General features: G+C 61.6%; 11 protein-coding genes and 1 tRNA gene. 9 read left to right on the plus strand and 3 right to left on the minus strand.

The features are described 5' to 3' along the window. The first annotated feature begins 27 nt into the window (after window positions 1-27). The 7 genes from fdnG to KW842_RS06790 all read left to right on the plus strand — a co-directional run bounded on the left by fdnG (window position 28) and on the right by KW842_RS06790 (window position 9,263). Window positions 28-3,099 carry a formate dehydrogenase-N subunit alpha gene (gene fdnG / locus KW842_RS06760; RefSeq protein ID WP_218303330.1) on the plus strand — a complete coding sequence of 1,024 codons (3,072 nt, stop codon included), beginning with the start codon at window positions 28-30 and terminating at the stop codon, window positions 3,097-3,099. 18 nt (window positions 3,100-3,117) lie between these two features. Continuing rightward, complete coding sequence (fdxH, locus tag KW842_RS06765; RefSeq protein ID WP_218303331.1) at window positions 3,118-4,032, plus strand: formate dehydrogenase subunit beta; 915 nt, start codon at window positions 3,118-3,120, stop codon at window positions 4,030-4,032. Next, entirely contained in the window at window positions 4,029-4,691 is a 663-nt protein-coding gene (locus KW842_RS06770; protein WP_218303332.1) for a formate dehydrogenase subunit gamma, read from the plus strand. Before fdxH ends, KW842_RS06770 begins: the two co-directional genes overlap by 4 nt. Window positions 4,692-4,771: 80 nt before the next feature. Next, complete coding sequence (fdhE, locus tag KW842_RS06775) at window positions 4,772-5,773, plus strand: formate dehydrogenase accessory protein FdhE (RefSeq protein WP_218303333.1); 1,002 nt, start codon at window positions 4,772-4,774, stop codon at window positions 5,771-5,773. After that, on the plus strand, window positions 5,770-7,266 hold the full coding sequence (selA, locus tag KW842_RS06780; protein ID WP_218303334.1) for an L-seryl-tRNA(Sec) selenium transferase: 1,497 nt from the start codon (window positions 5,770-5,772) through the stop codon (window positions 7,264-7,266). The genes fdhE and selA overlap by 4 nt, the downstream gene beginning before the upstream one ends. Continuing rightward, window positions 7,263-9,158, plus strand: coding sequence for a selenocysteine-specific translation elongation factor (gene selB / locus KW842_RS06785; protein WP_218303335.1), 1,896 nt, complete (start codon window positions 7,263-7,265; stop codon window positions 9,156-9,158). Before selA ends, selB begins: the two co-directional genes overlap by 4 nt. Before the next feature lie 9 nt (window positions 9,159-9,167). After that, a tRNA-Sec gene (locus KW842_RS06790) sits at window positions 9,168-9,263 on the plus strand. On the opposite strand, the gene KW842_RS06795 is transcribed toward KW842_RS06790, so the two are convergent. Beyond that, window positions 9,248-9,961, minus strand: coding sequence for an alpha/beta hydrolase (locus KW842_RS06795; RefSeq protein ID WP_218303336.1), 714 nt, complete (start codon window positions 9,959-9,961; stop codon window positions 9,248-9,250). The genes KW842_RS06790 and KW842_RS06795 overlap by 16 nt on opposite strands. Window positions 9,962-10,191: 230 nt before the next feature. On the opposite strand from KW842_RS06795, the gene KW842_RS27705 reads away from it, so the two are divergent. Continuing rightward, window positions 10,192-11,850: a methyl-accepting chemotaxis protein gene (locus KW842_RS27705; RefSeq protein WP_218303337.1), complete on the plus strand. Its 1,659-nt coding sequence runs from the start codon at window positions 10,192-10,194 to the stop codon at window positions 11,848-11,850. An 84-nt stretch (window positions 11,851-11,934) separates the two neighbouring features. Further along, on the plus strand, window positions 11,935-13,338 hold the full coding sequence (locus KW842_RS06805) for a PQQ-dependent sugar dehydrogenase (protein ID WP_229223543.1): 1,404 nt from the start codon (window positions 11,935-11,937) through the stop codon (window positions 13,336-13,338). A 343-nt stretch (window positions 13,339-13,681) separates the two neighbouring features. Here the strand turns inward: KW842_RS06805 and pnp are convergent, their stop codons facing one another. Together pnp and rpsO are read right to left on the minus strand one after the other, a co-directional pair. Next, complete coding sequence (gene pnp / locus KW842_RS06810; protein WP_218303338.1) at window positions 13,682-15,811, minus strand: polyribonucleotide nucleotidyltransferase; 2,130 nt, start codon at window positions 15,809-15,811, stop codon at window positions 13,682-13,684. A gap of 198 nt (window positions 15,812-16,009) precedes the next feature. Next, window positions 16,010-16,279 (minus strand): 30S ribosomal protein S15, encoded by a 270-nt coding sequence (rpsO, locus tag KW842_RS06815; protein WP_218303339.1) that lies wholly within the window; start codon window positions 16,277-16,279, stop codon window positions 16,010-16,012. Window positions 16,280-16,365 lie beyond the last annotated feature (86 nt).

Consider the following 16,365-nt stretch of genomic DNA (forward strand, 5'->3'; position numbering starts at 1 on the left):
CACTAGACAAACAAGAGAGGTATTCCCATGAACCAGATGTCGAGACGCCAGTTCCTTCGGGTAACCGGCGCGACCATCGCGGGTTCGAGCATTGCGCTCCTCGGCTTTGCACCGGCTACGGCTTTGGCCGAAGTCCGGCAGTACAAGCTGGCGCGCAGCACCGAAACCCGCAACACTTGCCCATACTGCTCCGTCGGTTGCGGCATTCTGATGTACGGCCTGGGTGATGGCGCCAAAAACGCCAAGTCCAGCATCATCCACATTGAAGGCGACGCCGACCACCCGGTCAACCGCGGCACGCTGTGCCCGAAAGGCGCTTCGCTGATCGACTTCATCCACTCGCCTAACCGCTTGCTGGCGCCGCAATACCGCGCCCCAGGTGCAACGGACTGGAGCCCGATCTCCTGGGATGACGCGCTGAACCGCATCGCCAAGCTGATGAAAGAGGACCGTGACGCCAATTTCGTCGAAAAAACCGAAGACGGCAAAACCGTCAACCGATGGACCACCACTGGCATGCTATGTGCATCCGCAGCCAGCAACGAAGTCGGCTACTTAACCCATAAAACGATGCGTGCCACTGGCATGCTCCCATTCGACAACCAAGCACGTGTTTGACACGGTCCAACGGTGGCAGGTCTTGCCTCGACATTTGGACGTGGTGCGATGACGAATCACTGGGTAGACATCAAGAACGCTGATGTTATCCTGGTCATGGGCGGCAACGCAGCAGAAGCACACCCTTGCGGGTTTAAATGGGTCACGGAAGCGAAAGCGCATCGCGGCGCGAAGCTGATCGTGGTCGATCCACGCTTTACCCGAACGGCCTCGGTGGCGGACCATTACGTCCCTACCCGTACCGGCGCGGATATCGTGTTCCTGGGCGGTATCATCAACTACCTGCTCACCAACGACAAAATTCAACACGAGTACGTCCGCAATTACACGGACATGCCTTTCATCGTGCGCGAAGATTTTGCCTTCAACGACGGCCTGTATTCCGGCTGGGACGATAGCAAGAACAAGTACACCGACAAGAGCAGCTGGAACTACGAGATGGGCGAAGATGGCTATGCCAAGATCGACCCGACTCTGGAACACCCGCGCTGCGTGTACCAGCTGATGAAGAAGCACTACTCGCGCTACACGCCTGAGATGGTGGAACGCGCCTGCGGCGTGCCGCCGGAGAAATTCCATCTGGTGGCGGAAGCACTGGCGTCGACCGCTGTACCGGGCCGCGCCGCAACCATCCTGTACGCACTGGGCTGGACCCAGCACTCGACCGGCGCGGAAACCCTGCGTACCGGGGCCATGATCCAGCTACTGCTGGGGAATATGGGTATCGCCGGCGGCGGCATGAACGCGCTGCGTGGCCACTCCAACATCCAGGGGCTGACCGACCTGGGTCTGCTGACCAATATGCTGCCGGGCTATCTGAGCCTGCCTGGCGAGGCCGAGCAGGATTGGGATGCCTATGTGGCCAAGCGCGCGCTGAAACCGCTGCGTCCGAACCAGCTGAGCTACTACAGCAACTCGAAGAAGTTCCTGGTGTCCTTCATGAAAGCCTGGTGGGGCGATCACGCCACCGAGGAAAACAACTACGCCTTCGACTACCTGCCGAAGCTGGATAAACCTTACGACATGATGCAGGCTTTCGAGCTGATGACTCAGGGTAAGATGACCGGCTACATCTGCCAGGGCTTCAACATCCTGGCTTCCGGCCCGGACAAGCAGAAGATCACCGACGGCCTGTCCAAGCTGAAGTGGCTGGTCATCATGGATCCGCTGCAGACCGAAACATCGGAGTTCTGGAAACCGCACGGCGACTTCCACAAGGTCGATTCGGCCGCGATCCAGACCGAGGTATTCAGCCTGCCGACCTCCTGCTTCGCCGAAGAACGTGGCTCGCTGGTGTCGTCCTCGCGCGTGCTGCAATGGCACTGGCAAGGCGCCGAACCGCCGGGCCAGGCGCGCAGCGACCTGGAAATCATGTCGGCGCTGTTCCTGCGTCTGAAGAAAGCGTATCAGACCGAAGGCGGCAAGTTCCCCGATCCGATCCTGAATCTGACCTGGAACTACGCGCAGCCGCACTCGCCGCAGCCGGAAGAAATCGCGATGGAATTCAACGGTAAAGCGCTGAAGGAAATCACCGATCCGAAAGATCCGACCAAGGTGATCCTGAAGAAGAACGAGCAGCTGGCAGGCTTCGCGCAACTCAAGGACGACGGCAGCACCGCTTGCGGTTGCTGGATCTTTGCCGGTTCGTGGACAGCACAAGGCAACCAGATGGGCCGCCGCGACAACAGCGACCCGACCGGCATCGGCAATACGCTGAACTGGGCCTGGGCCTGGCCGGCCAACCGCCGCGTGCTGTACAACCGTGCATCGTGCGATGTCAAGGGCAAGCCTTTCGATCCGACCCGCAAGCTGATTTCGTGGAACGGCACCAACTGGGGCGGCGCCGACGTGCCGGACTTCAAGGCGGATGAACCACCGGAAAACGGCATGGGTCCCTTCATCATGCTGGCGGAAGGTGTGGCACGCTTCTTCGCGCGTGACGCAATGGCCGAAGGTCCGTTCCCGGAACACTACGAGCCGTTCGAGTCGCCGATCGGGCACAATCCGATGCATCCGAACAATCCCAAGGCCTTCAACAACCCGGCCGGCCGGATGTTCGCCAACGACCGCAAGAAGTTGGGCAAGAAGGACGAGTATCCCCATGCGGCGACCAGCTACCGCCTGACGGAACACTTCCACTACTGGACCAAGCACGCGCGCCTGAATTCGATTATTCAGCCGGAGCAGTTCGTCGAAATCGGCGAAGCGCTGGCCAAAGAAGTTGGTGTGGTGCATGGCGATCGCGTGAAGGTATCGTCCAAGCGCGGCTACATCATTGCGAAGGCAGTGGTGACCAAGCGTATCAAGCAGTTGACCATCGACGGCAAACCGATGCATCACGTCGGCCTGCCGATCAACTTTGGCTTCAAGGGGCTCACCAAACCGGGCTACTTGGTTAACACGCTGACGCCTACTGTAGGCGATGGCAATTCACAGACACCGGAATCGAAATCGTTCCTGGTGAAAGTGGAAAAAGCTTAACGCCGAAGGAGATAAAACATGGCATTACAATCACTTGATATCAAGCGCATGTCGGCAACGACGGTGCAGACACCGGTGGCGCGCACGCCGGTGACCGGCACTGTCGCCAAGCTGATCGACGTCTCCAAATGCATCGGCTGCAAGGCTTGCCAGACCGCCTGCATGGAATGGAACGATCTGCGCGACGAAGTGGGTGAAACCACCGGCGTCTACGACAACCCGCTGGACATGACGGCGCAATCCTGGACCGTCATGCGCTTCTCGGAATACGAGAACACCAAGGGCGACCTCGAATGGCTGATCCGCAAGGACGGCTGCATGCACTGCGAAGATCCGGGCTGCCTGAAAGCCTGTCCTTCGCCGGGCGCGATCGTGCAGTACACCAATGGCATTGTGGATTTCCATCAGGAGAACTGCATCGGCTGCGGCTACTGCGTAGCGGGCTGCCCGTTCGACGTTCCACGCATCTCCAAGCAGGACAACCGCGCCTACAAGTGCACCCTGTGCTCGGACCGCGTGGCTGTCGGCCAGGAACCTGCCTGCGTGAAGACCTGCCCTACCGGTGCCATCGTCTTCGGCACCAAGGAGGACATGCACCAGCACGCCGAGGAACGCATCGAGGATCTGAAGTCGCGCGGTTACCAGAACGCCGGCCTGTACGATCCTGCCGGTGTGGGCGGCACGCACGTCATGTACGTGCTGCACCACGCCGACCAGCCGACGCTGTATCACGGATTGAAGAAAGATCCGAGCATCAGCGCCACGGTCGGTTTGTGGAAGGGCCTGACCAAGCCACTGGCATTGGCCGGCATGGCAGTGACCGCGCTGGCGGGCTGGTTCCATTACTCGCGCGTGGGGCCTAACGAAGTGTCGAAGGAAGAAGAAGCCGAAGCAGTCGCCGAGGCCCAACGTATCAGGGAGGAAGCAAAATGAGTGCACCTGACCACGATAAAGATGGCAACCCGCTGATCCAGCGTTATACGGCCAACGACCGTAGCAACCACTGGATCACGGCGATCTGCTTCATTCTGCTGGCTGTCTCCGGCCTCGCCATGTTCCATCCGGCGATGTCGTGGATGGCGGTGTTCCTTGGCGGCGGCCAGTGGACGCGTATTCTTCACCCGTTCATCGGGCTGGTGATGTTTGCGTCCTTCGCTGGCCTGGTGTTCCGTTTCTGGCACCACAACCATATCGACACCAGCGACAAGCAGTGGCTCAAGCAGATGGACGATGTGCTGAACAACCGCGAAGAAAAGCTTCCGAAGATCGGCATGTACAACGCCGGCCAGAAGATCCTGTTCTTCGTGCTGGTGGCCAGCATGCTTGGCCTGCTGCTGTCGGGCATCGTGATCTGGCGCGCATACTTCGCGTTCTACTTCCCGATCGAGATCGTGCGTCTCGGCGCCCTGCTGCACGCGTTCTGCGCGACGGTGCTGATCATGTCGATCATCGTGCACATCTACGCGGCCTTCTGGGTCAAGGGTTCGATCGGCGCCATGGTGCGCGGCACGGTCACCTATGGGTGGGCGCGCAAGCACCATCCGCGCTGGTTCGAAGAAGTCATCCGCAAAGGCCGCACCAAGCTGGACTAAGCCTGCGGTGATCCCGTTTTGGGATTAAAATACTCCCTGAGCCGGCAGCGATTCTGCTGCCGGCAATACGGGAGATTTTTTTGGTACAACGCTTGCTAGAACCTGGCGAAATCGAGGCACTCGATCACACCGCCATACCACGCCTGCTGCTCCCGGAAGCACGCAGTCTGTTCACCGCGCGCGCGACGCGCCTTCGCCAGTTGGCAGATAATCAAATCAAGGGCATTCCGGTCGGCGAGACCATGAGCGGCTACCTGAAGATGATGGCTGCGCTGGTTGACGCACAAGCTGCCGTGATCCGTTCACTGCCGCCTGAGACTTTCGCCTTGCCAGATGCCGCCGGCATCGAACTGGCGATCGATCATCACATGCCGCCGTTGCCGGTCAGCGGCCAGCGCCCGGCCACCTGGCGCCGCGTGTTCGACGCCATCCTGAATGAACTGGACCCGCTTGCAGCAAGCCAGCCACAGTTGGCGGCCGTGCTGGAAGAGCTGCGCTCGCTCGACAGTGCGCAACTGGAGGGCTGCGCCGACGCAGTGCTGGCCGAGCTGACCGAAGGCGTGCATCCGCTGCATGCGCCGTTTGTGGCTGCGGCCTTGCAAGTCATGTGGACCATGCGCGCCAGCCAGCTGGACGCGCCGCGCGTGCAGCCGCTGGTGACCAACACCCTGTGCCCGGTGTGCGGTGCGCATCCGGTGGCCAGCGTGATCCGCATCGGTGGACAGTCGCAAGGCTATCGCTACCTGCAATGCTCGTGCTGCGCCAGCGAATGGCATATGGTGCGCGTGAAATGCTCGTGCTGCGAAAGCACCTCCAATATTGCTTACCAGAGCATCGAACCGGAAGGCGGCATGCCTGCGCCGACCGAGCCAGTCAACAAGGCCAACGATCCAAGCAAGGTGGCGCGCGCCGAAACCTGCGAGGACTGTCATACCTATCGCAAGGTCTTCAACCAGGAGCACGACCTGTTCGTCGAGCCACTAGCCGACGACCTGGCCAGCCTGGCGCTGGACCTGCTGGTCGGCGAAGCCGGCTACTCGCGCGCCAGCGGCAATCCCCTGCTGTGGTTCAACGCGGAATGAGCAAACCGGCATCCCCCGCGACGCCCGCCACTGCGGCAAACGAGCGCAGCGTCGCCGCGGATAAGGCGCCGGGCGCGATCCGCCTGCCTGCAGTGCACCTGATCCTGTCCGACGCCGGCTGCGAGCTGCTGATCGCGCAGTATGGCCGCGTGCAGACGCTGGAAGCCGCGCGCGCCTTGCTGGCCGAGCTGCGCGCCATGTTGCTGGCCGCCCGCGAAGGCGGCGACGTCGCCACCGCCACGCCAGCGCCGGACACCAGCATCCCATCGCTGCTGACCATGCTGGCCGCCCGCCTGCAAGAACAGAATGCCTCGCCACTGCGCCCCGTCTTCAACCTGACCGGCACCGTCCTGCACACCAATCTTGGCCGCGCCCTGCTCCCGGACGCCGCCGTCCAAGCCGTAGTGGACGCGATGCGCTGGCCGATGAACCTGGAATGGGATATCGACACCGGCAAACGCGGCGACCGCGACAAGCTGATTGAAGAATTGCTGCTGGAGCTGACAGGCGCCGAAGCCGCCACCATCGTCAATAACAACGCCGCCGCCGTGCTGCTGATGCTGAACACCGTGGCGCTGAACAAGGAAGTCATCGTCTCGCGCGGCGAACTGGTGGAAATCGGCGGCGCCTTCCGCATTCCCGACGTGATGACCCGCGCCGGCGCCGTCCTGCGCGAAGTGGGCGCCACCAACCGCACTCACCTCAAAGACTACGATGAAGCAGCCGGCCCGAACACCGCGCTGATGATGAAGGTCCACACCAGCAACTACGCCATCACCGGCTTCACCAAGAGCATCGAGCTGGATGAACTGGCGCCGCTGGCGAAGAAGCACAACATCCCGGTCGCGGTAGACCTCGGCAGCGGCACGCTGGTGGACCTTGAACAGTATGGACTGCCACACGAAACCACCGTGCGCGAAACCATCGAAGGCGGTGCCGACCTGGTCACCTTCAGCGGCGACAAGCTGCTGGGCGGCCCGCAATGCGGCATCATCGTTGGCCGCAAAGACCTGATCGCGCAGATCAAAAAGAATCCGCTGAAGCGCGCGCTGCGCGTCGGTAAACTGACGCTGGCTGCGCTGGAACCCGTGCTCGCGCTATACCGCGCGCCCGACCTGCTGCCCGAACGCCTGACCACGCTCAAACTGCTGACTCGCCCCGCCGCCGGCATGCGCACACAGGCGCAAACCCTGCTGCCGCTGCTGCAAGCCGCGCTGGGAGAAGGCTACGATGTCACCGACGAAGCGATGACCAGCCAGATCGGCAGCGGCGCACTGCCTGTCGATCAGCTGCCGAGCCACGGCCTGGTGGTGCGTCCCGCAGCCGCAGGCCGCGTCAGCAACGCGCTGGGCGTGCTGGAGCAGCGCTTGCGCGCGCTGCCGCTGCCAGTCATCGGCCGCGTGGCGCAGGACGCGCTGTGGCTCGACCTGCGCTGCCTGCAGGACCATCAGCAGCAGCGCTTCATCGAACAACTGTCGCTGCTTCAAGCATGATCGTCGGCACCGCAGGCCACATCGACCATGGCAAGACCACGCTGACGCGCGCCCTCACCGGCGTCGATACCGATCGTCTGAAGGAAGAGAAAGCGCGCGGCATCTCGATTGAACTCGGCTACGCCTACACGCCGCTGGGTGACGACGTACTCGGCGTAATCGACGTGCCCGGCCACGAAAAATTCATCCGCACCATGGCCGCCGGCGTCACCGGCATCGACGCCGCGCTGCTGGTGATCGCGGCGGATGACGGCATCATGCCGCAAACGCTGGAACACCTGGCCATCCTGCGCCTGCTGGGCGTCAGACGCGGCGCGGTGGCGATGACCAAGATCGACCGTGTCGACGCCGCGCGCATGGACCAGCTGGAGCAGGAAATCCACTCCTTGCTGGCATCCACCGACTTCGCCGGCGCACCGGTGTTCCGCACCAACGCAACGGTAGAAGGCGACGCTGGCGTCAAAGCGCTGCTGCATCACCTGTCGCAAGTCGCCGCTACCTTGCCAGCCAATGACGAACGCCGCCTGTTACGGCTTGGTGTTGACCGCGTGTTCACGCTATCGGGACAGGGCACCATCGTCACCGGCACCGCGCTGGCGGGCAGCGTGCGCGTCGGCGATACGCTGCAACTGGCGCCGGGCGGACAGCAGGTGCGGGTGCGCAGCATCCACGCGCAAAACCGCGCCGCCGATGCGGGACGCGCCGGACAGCGTCTGGCACTGAACCTGAGCGGCGCATCCAGGGACGATATCGCGCGCGGCAGCTGGGTGGTCGCGCCAGCACTGGGCGAGTGCTCGGAGCGCGTCGATGTTCGATTGACGCTGACGCCGGATTGCGGCCTGACGCTGAAACCGTGGTCGCCGGTGCATGTGCACCTGGGCGCCGCACACCACACCGCCAACGTGGTCATGCTGGACGATGACGTGCTGGCGCCAGGCCACACCGGCCGCGTGCAACTGGTGCTGGATGCGCCGGTGCATGCCGTACCGGGCGACCGCTTCGTGATCCGCAATGCGCAGGCTACCGCCACTATTGGTGGCGGCGTGGTGCTCGATCCTTTCGGGCCAGCGCGCAAGCGGCGTAGCGCCGTGCGCATCGCGTGGCTGGATGCGCTTGAAGGCTTTATCGGCAACGGCGACATCGCCGCCCTGCTCGCACGCGGGCCTCTCGGATTGCGCGCATCCACGCTGGTGCGCTTGTCGCAACTGCCGGCGGAGCAGATCAAGGCGCCATCCGGCACGGTGGAAGTCCCGCTGCAAGGCGGCGACACGCTGCTGATCGCCGCCGCAGAAGTGCAGACGCTGCAAGCGCGCATCCTGGCGGCGCTGGCCGAATTCCACGCGCGCGCGCCGGATGATGCCGGACCGGAGCTATGGCGCCTGAAACGCATCGTCTCGACCGACATGGAAGACCGTTTGTGGAGTCGTTTGATCGATACACTGCTGCAAGATGGCACCATCAGGCAACGCGGCCGCAGCCTGCGCCTGCCCGAGCACAGCGTCGAGCTGAGTGCCGAGGAACAGGCATTGGCGGCACCGTTGATGGCGTCCCTGCTGGCTGGCCGCTACGACCCGCCATGGGTGCGCGACCTGATGCGCGAACATCAGATGTCCGAAGCAGAGGTTCGCCGACTGCTACTCAAGCTAGCCAAGACCGGCCAGCTGAATCAGGTGGTGAAAGATTTGTTTTACCATCCGCAGCGGCTGGACGAGCTGGCGCAACTGCTTGCCACCCTGCCCGAAGTGCAAGCCGCGTCGTTCCGCGACGCCACCGGCCTCGGACGCAAGCGGGCTATACAGGTGTTGGAGTTCTTTGACCGTGTCGGCTATACTCGCCGCATTGGCAACGTCCATCTGATACGTCCCAACGCAAGCTGGTCGTACAGCACGTAGCAATCAAAAGGAAGGCATACTCATCCGGTGATGGGGCCGGGCTTCAAACCCGGTGGGGGGCGTCAGCCGCTCCCTCGTAAGTTCGACTCCTACTGCCTTCCGCCATTCACAACCTCCACCACCATATCCAGCGCAGCGTCGAAGTCGGCTGGGGTTTCTTTTAGCAGCGCCCACAGCCGATTGTGTTCGGCGCCTTGCACGATGCATAGCTGGCGTGATTGCGCGCGTGTCGCTGCGCCGAACAGGCGGTCGGAGATTTCCAGCGGGATGGTGGCGTCGTGCTCGGCATGGAGGACCAGCAACCTTCCTTCAAAGCGCGACAGGATGTGCCAGGCGTCGCTATCGGCCCAGCTGCGCTCGCGGCGGATCACGGTTGAAAAGCCGGGACCGAACGGCACTTCGTAAGCCGATGGCGTGTACACGCCGGGCACGATCAGCACCAGCGCATCAACCTTGTGGTGCTCCGTCAGACGGATCGCGTTGTAGGCGCCCATGCTGGACCCGACGATCGCCAACGGCTCCGGCATCGCACGCGCCGCCAGCACAGCCTGCGCCTGCCGCGTGCGACTGGCGATTGATGATTCCGATAGCGTGCCGCCCGTGTCGCCGTGGCCGATCGCATCAAAACATATACTGCCCAGCCCGCACTGCTGCAAGGCCGAACGCAGCATATGGTGCCCACGGCGCGTGCTGGCGCCAGCCCCGTGCAGGTACAGGATACGATTGCTGTCGCGGCCGACATAGTGGTCGGCCTTGAGCGTATGGCCGTCGAACGGCACATCGAAATCAATAATGGAAGTCATCCCTCCAGCCTACCCAAGCCACGTCACTTTGTAAATAAAAGTAAATCTGAACGACGCCATCTCACCGCCAATATTCTCTAACTTCGCTTATCTTACAAAGACTTATACCGCGCACCATAGGTATTTCCACGAAGCACATTTTTTCAAATCAGTGCTAAAATTGCCCAATCACAATACATATTGTTATTGAGATAATTTTTATCCACCGCATTTGACTATCAAGGAAACCTATGAATTTTGCCAAAATGAGAGTGGGTAACCGCCTGGCCATCGGCTTTGGCGCGTGCCTGGTACTGCTAATGGTGATCGCCATCGGCAGCTCGGTCACGATGCGCAGCATCACCGAAGACACCGATAACCTGCTGGAACAGCAACTGCAAACCGAACGCCTGGTAACCGAATGGCAAGCCAGCATCCAGAGCAATATCCAACGCGCCCAAGCGTCTGCGCGCCTGAGCAATCCAGAAGACCGCAAGTATTTTGATGACGGGCTGTCCAGCGCCATCCAGCGCAACGCCGAAGTGCAAAAACTGCTGAACGAGCGCCTGGTTGATCCGCGCGCCAAGGAACTGTACGCCAAGGCTCTGAACGAGCGCGACACCTATCAGGCCGCCCGCAAGAGCGTGCTGGAAGCGCGCGATAGCGGCAACGCCGAACTGACCAACCAGCGCATCCGCGATCTGTTCGTGCCCGCCTGCGACCGCTATCTCGCCGCCATCGGCGCCGTCGCTGAACGCCAGCGCGCCGCCATCGATGAAACCGGCAAGGCCGTGCATGACCGCAGCGTGGCCGGCATTTCCTTGTCGGCAGTGCTGGCCGTCGTATCGGTTGCCGTGGCCGTACTGCTGGGCTGGCTAATCACCCGCTCCGTGCTCAAACAACTGGGCGGCGAGCCGAGCTACGCCGCAGGCATCACCGACCGCATCGCCGCCGGCGACCTGACCGTGCGCGTGGACCTCGCAGCCAACGACAACTCCAGCCTGCTGTACAGCATCGCCGCCATGCGCGACCGCCTGGCCTCCATCGTTGGCGAAGTGCGCACCACCACCGAAGCCGTCGCCACCGCCTCGGACGAAATCGCCAGCGGCAATATGGACCTGTCGTCGCGCACCGAGCAGCAAGCCAGCTCGCTGGAAGAAACCGCGTCGTCGATGGAAGAACTGACCTCGACCGTCAAACAGAACACCGACTACGCACGCCAGGCCAACAAGCTGGCAGCCACCGCCTCCGACGTGGCCGTGCGCGGCGGCGGCGTGGTGGCGGAAGTGGTGACCACCATGGAATCGATCAGCACCTCGTCCAAGCGCGTGGTGGACATCATCGGCGTCATTGATGGCATCGCCTTCCAGACCAATATCCTGGCGCTGAATGCAGCGGTGGAGGCAGCCCGCGCCGGCGAACAAGGCCGCGGCTTTGCCGTGGTGGCGTCGGAAGTCCGCAACCTGGCGCAGCGCTCGGCCAGCGCCGCCAAGGACATCAAGGAGCTGATCAGCGACTCGGTGGAGAAAATCGAAAGCGGTGCAGCCTTGGTGGACCAGGCCGGCAATACCATGACGGAAATCGTCAACAGCGTGCGCAGCGTCAGCGACATCATGGAACAGATTGCCAGCGCCAGCCAGGAACAGGAAGCCGGCATCGAGCAGATCAACCAGGCCATCGGCGAGATGGATGGCGTGACGCAGCAGAACGCCGCATTGGTGGAGGAAGCTGCGGCAGCGGCAGAATCGCTGCAAGGCCAGTCGACACATCTGGCGCAGTTGGTTAGCGTATTCAAGCTGGACGGCGCCACTTCGTCTGCCAGCGTGTCCTCGCTGGCCAAGGCGCGCGCGCCGCAAGCCGCAGCACGCGTCCCGGCCCTGCCACGCCTGCGCAACAGCGCCGCCGGCTGATGCTTTTGAGGCGGCCACAGCACCGCCTCACTCCCCTGCGCTGACTGTACAATGGCGCCATCATTCACCAGGGGACACCTCACAATGTACAAGACCGCTCTGCAAGCCGCCGCCATCGGCATGGCGTTCGCTTCCTTTGCCGCCACCGCCGCGCCGGCCCTCAACGCCCAGCAACTCTATCAAGCCAATTGCGCCGTCTGCCATGGCGCCAAAATGGAAGGCGCAATCGGCCCGACACTGGGCCAGCACGCCTGGCTGCACGGTGAGCCGACCAAGGCCAATCTGATCAAAGTCATCAGCAAGGGTGTGCCGGAAAAGAATATGCCGGCGTGGTCGCCTGCCCTGAGCACGTCACAGATTGCGCTGCTGGCCGACTACATCGCCGCCAACGCCAACAAGAAGCTGGCGGCGGCTCCGGCTTCTGCCGCTGCGCCAGTCAAACCTGTAGCATCTGACCTGCTGAGCGGCTTCACGCTGCCGAAAGGCTTCCGCATCAGCGTCTACGCCGAAGGCGCGAACACAGCGCGCAGCATGGCGGTGTCGGACAGCGGCATCGTCTACGTCGGCTCACGCAAGGCCGGCAAGGTGTACGCACTGGTGCCGCGCGCGGATAAGCAGACTGCCGAGGTGGTGACGGTTGCCGAAGGCCTGGAAAATCCCATCGGCGTAACGCTGCTGAATGGGGCGCTGTACGTCGGCGAAATCAGCCGCGTGATCCGCTTTGACAATATCGACAAGCGCTACGCGCAGAAGCCATCGTATGAAGTGGTGAAAGTCAGCCTGCCCAACGACAAATGGCACGGCGAAAAAGTCATCAAGGCCAGCCCGGACGGCAAGCTGATCATCCCAGTCGGCGCGCCATGCAATATCTGCGACACCGATGATACCAAGAGCGCCAAAATCTACCGCATGAATGCCGACGGCAGCCAGCTGGAAGAAATCGCGCGCGGCGTGCGCAACACCGTGGGCTTCGCTTTCCATCCAACCACCAAGCAGCTGTGGTTCACCGACAATGGCCGCGACGAGATGGGCGACAACACCCCATCGTGCGAGCTGAACGTGCTGACCAAGTTCGGCCAGCACTTCGGCTTCCCCTACTGCCATGGCGGCGTGGTGCCGGACCCGAAATTCGGCCAGGGCCGCACTTGTGAAGAGTTTGTCGAGCCAGTCGCCAAGCTGGGGCCGCACGTCGCGCCGCTGGGCTTGAGCTTCTACACCGGCAAACAATTCCCTGAAGCGTATCGCAACAACATCTTCGTCGCCGAACACGGCTCGTGGAACCGCTCGACCAAGATCGGCTACAACGTTCGCCTGATCACACTGTACGGCAACAAGATGGTCAGCGACACCAGCTTCATCGACGGCTTCCTGCGCGGTGACGAAGTGGTTGGCCGTCCGGTGGATGTGGTGACGCTGGCCGACGGCTCGCTGCTGATCTCCGACGACTACGCCGGCCGCATCTTCCGCGTCACCTACGACGGCAAGTAATCGGGATAAAAATCCGACGCCAGTGCCTGGACCAAGGTCCACGGGCTGGTGTCGGATAAAGTGAAACAGCCATTCTTCAACATCGCTTCAGGCGAGCAAAGTCATTGCAGAGCGTCGGCCAAGGTAGTTGACGAAAGGGGCGAAATCTTTGTCGCTGTATGTAAGGCGCGGAAATTCTGAGCTGCCGGCAACCCGACAGCTTGGCCGCCGAGGTCGACCCATGCTAGACCTGTCAAGCCGCCGTCACAATGAAATTTCAATTGAAGCTGGGGGTACATCAAAGAACAATAAAAAAGCCGCCGGGGCTTGCGCGCCCGGCGGCTCTTGGTGAGGCTAGCTCAGCTTACTGCGCGTTGGCGGCAGCGGCGGCAGCTTCTTCCGCAGCGGCTTTCATCGACAGTTTCAGGCGGCCGCGGTCGTCGGTTTCCAGAACCTTGACGCGTACTGCCTGGCCTTCTTTCAGGTAGTCGGCAACGGCGTTGACGCGCTCGTTGGCGATCTGCGAGATGTGCAGCAGGCCGTCTTTGCCTGGCATGACCTGAACGATGGCGCCGAAGTCCAGCAGCTTCAGCACAACGCCGTCGTAGGACTTGCCTACTTCAACCGATGCGGTCAGCTCTTCGATGCGGCGCTTGGCTTCCTGGCCGGCAGCAGCGTCAACCGAAGCGATGGTGACCACGCCTTCGTCGCTGATGTCGATCTGGGTGCCGGTCTCTTCGGTCAGCGCGCGAATCACGGCGCCGCCTTTGCCGATCACGTCACGGATCTTCTCTGGGTTGATCTTGATGGTGATCAGGCGTGGTGCGAAGTCCGACAGCTCGGTCTTCACGGTTGGCACGGCCTTTTGCATTTCGCCCAGGATGTGCTCGCGGCCTTCTTTGGCTTGCGCCAGCGCCACTTGCATGATTTCCTTGGTGATGCCCTGGATCTTGATGTCCATCTGCAGCGCGGTGATACCGTTGCGGGTGCCGGCTACTTTGAAGTCCATGTCGCCCAGGTGATCTTCGTCACCCAGAATGTCGGACAGCACGGCGAAACGGCCGCCTTCCTTGATCAGGCCCATGGCGATACCTGCCACGTGCTCTTTCATCGGCACGCCGGCATCCATCAGCGCCAGGCAGCCGCCGCAGACCGAAGCCATCGACGACGAACCGTTCGATTCGGTGATTTCCGATACCAGACGCACCGAGTAGCTGAACTCTTCCTGCGATGGCAGCGCAGCGATCAGCGCGCGCTTGGCCAGACGGCCGTGGCCGATTTCGCGGCGCTTAGGCGTGCCGACGCGGCCGGTTTCGCCGGTAGCGAACGGAGGCATATTGTAGTGCAGCATGAACGGGTCGGTGAACTCGCCCATCAGCGCGTCGATCTTCTGCGAATCACGGGCGGTGCCCAGGGTCGCTACGACCAGTGCCTGGGTTTCACCACGGGTGAACAGTGCCGAACCGTGGGTACGTGGCAGCACCGAGGTACGGATCGAGATTGGACGCACGGTGCGGGTGTCGCGGCCGTCGATGCGTGGTTCGCCTTCCAGGATCTGCGAACGGACGATCTTGGCTTCGATGTCGAACAGGATGTTGCCGACTTCAGCGGCGTCGATTGGCGCGGCGCCAGCTGCAGCAGCTTCGGCCGACAGGTCAGCCAGCACTTCGCTGAAAGCCGATTTCAGCTTGCCGGTGCGTTCCTGCTTGTCTTTGGTCTGGTAGGCAGCAGCGATTTTCTCGCCGGCGAAATGCGCCACGCGTGCGATCAGCGCTTCGTTCTTGGCTGGAGCGACCCATTCGATTTCCGGCTTGCCGCCGTCACGCACCAGGTCGTGAATCGCATCGATCACAGCCTTCATCTGGGTGTGGCCATAGACCACGGCGCCCAGCATGATTTCTTCCGACAGTTGCTGCGCTTCCGATTCCACCATCAGCACGGCGGTTTCGGTACCGGCAACCACCAGATCCATCTGCGAGGTCTTCAGTTGTTCAACGGTAGGATTCAGGATGTACTGGCCGTTGGCGTAACCCACGCGGGCGGCGCCGATCGGACCATTGAACGGCACGCCCGACACGCACAGCGCAGCCGAAGCACCGATCATCGAGGCGATGTCTGGATCGATTTCTGGGTTGACCGACAGAACGTGAATGACCACTTGCACTTCATTCAGGTAGCCTTCCGGGAACAGCGGACGGATAGGACGGTCGATCAGGCGGGATGTCAGCGTTTCTTTTTCCGAAGGACGACCTTCGCGCTTGAAGAAACCGCCAGGGATTTTACCCGCAGCATAGGTTTTCTCCAGATAGTCGACGGTCAGCGGGAAGAAGTCCTGGCCTGGTTTCGCGTCTTTACGCGCCACCACGGTAGCCAGAATGACGGTGTCTTCAATCGACACCATCACCGCGCCGGAAGCCTGGCGAGCGATTTCGCCGGTTTCCAGCGTGACGGTATGTTGACCGTACTGGAAGGTTTTCGTAACTTTATTAAACATGGGTAATCCCTTTCTATTTGCCGACAGATTTTCAGGGGCTGTCGTTCACCTCACCACAGGCAGCCCATGCTACAAGCCACCTTTGCTACAACTTTACAACTACGTTCTACTTGGCAATTTTTTAATACCTAGAAAGACAAAATGCCCGCGACAGCAAACTGACGCAGGCATTTCGACTTAAGCCAGACGGCGCAAAAATTACTTACGCAGACCCAGTTTAGCGATCAGATCGCGGTAACGGGTAGCGTCTTTGTCCTTCAGGTAGGACAGCAGGCTCTTACGACGGTTAACCATCTTGATCAGGCCACGACGCGAGTGGTGATCCTTGCTGTGCTCTTTGAAGTGGCCGTTCAGTTCGTTGATACGGGCGGTCAGCAGTGCAACTTGCACTTCTGGGGAGCCGGTGTCTTTTTGGCCACGGGCGTTGTCAGCGATGATCGCTGCTTTGTTGATGTTTTCTACGGTCATGATATTTACCTTTAACATGCGGTGCGCGGAGTCGTAACCCTGCCCACCGTGAAGTTACAATAAAGCCTGGTCGGAAAGACCAGACC

This window comes from Duganella sp. sic0402 (assembly GCF_019219065.1).
Lineage (GTDB): Bacteria > Pseudomonadota > Gammaproteobacteria > Burkholderiales > Burkholderiaceae_D > Rugamonas.

Bases quoted from the DNA above. Each gene is read 5' to 3' on its own strand.
- selB (WP_218303335.1), top strand. From the start codon at position 7,263: ATGATCGTCGGCACCGCAGGCCACATCGACCATGGCAAGACCACGCTG.
- KW842_RS06770 (WP_218303332.1), top strand. From the start codon at position 4,029: ATGAGTGCACCTGACCACGATAAAGATGGCAACCCGCTGATCCAGCGT.
- KW842_RS06795 (WP_218303336.1), bottom strand. From the start codon at position 9,961: ATGACTTCCATTATTGATTTCGATGTGCCGTTCGACGGCCATACGCTC.
- rpsO (WP_218303339.1), bottom strand. From the start codon at position 16,279: ATGACCGTAGAAAACATCAACAAAGCAGCGATCATCGCTGACAACGCC.
- selA (WP_218303334.1), top strand. From the start codon at position 5,770: ATGAGCAAACCGGCATCCCCCGCGACGCCCGCCACTGCGGCAAACGAG.
- KW842_RS06805 (WP_229223543.1), top strand. From the start codon at position 11,935: ATGTACAAGACCGCTCTGCAAGCCGCCGCCATCGGCATGGCGTTCGCT.
- fdxH (WP_218303331.1), top strand. From the start codon at position 3,118: ATGGCATTACAATCACTTGATATCAAGCGCATGTCGGCAACGACGGTG.
- pnp (WP_218303338.1), bottom strand. From the start codon at position 15,811: ATGTTTAATAAAGTTACGAAAACCTTCCAGTACGGTCAACATACCGTC.
- KW842_RS27705 (WP_218303337.1), top strand. From the start codon at position 10,192: ATGAATTTTGCCAAAATGAGAGTGGGTAACCGCCTGGCCATCGGCTTT.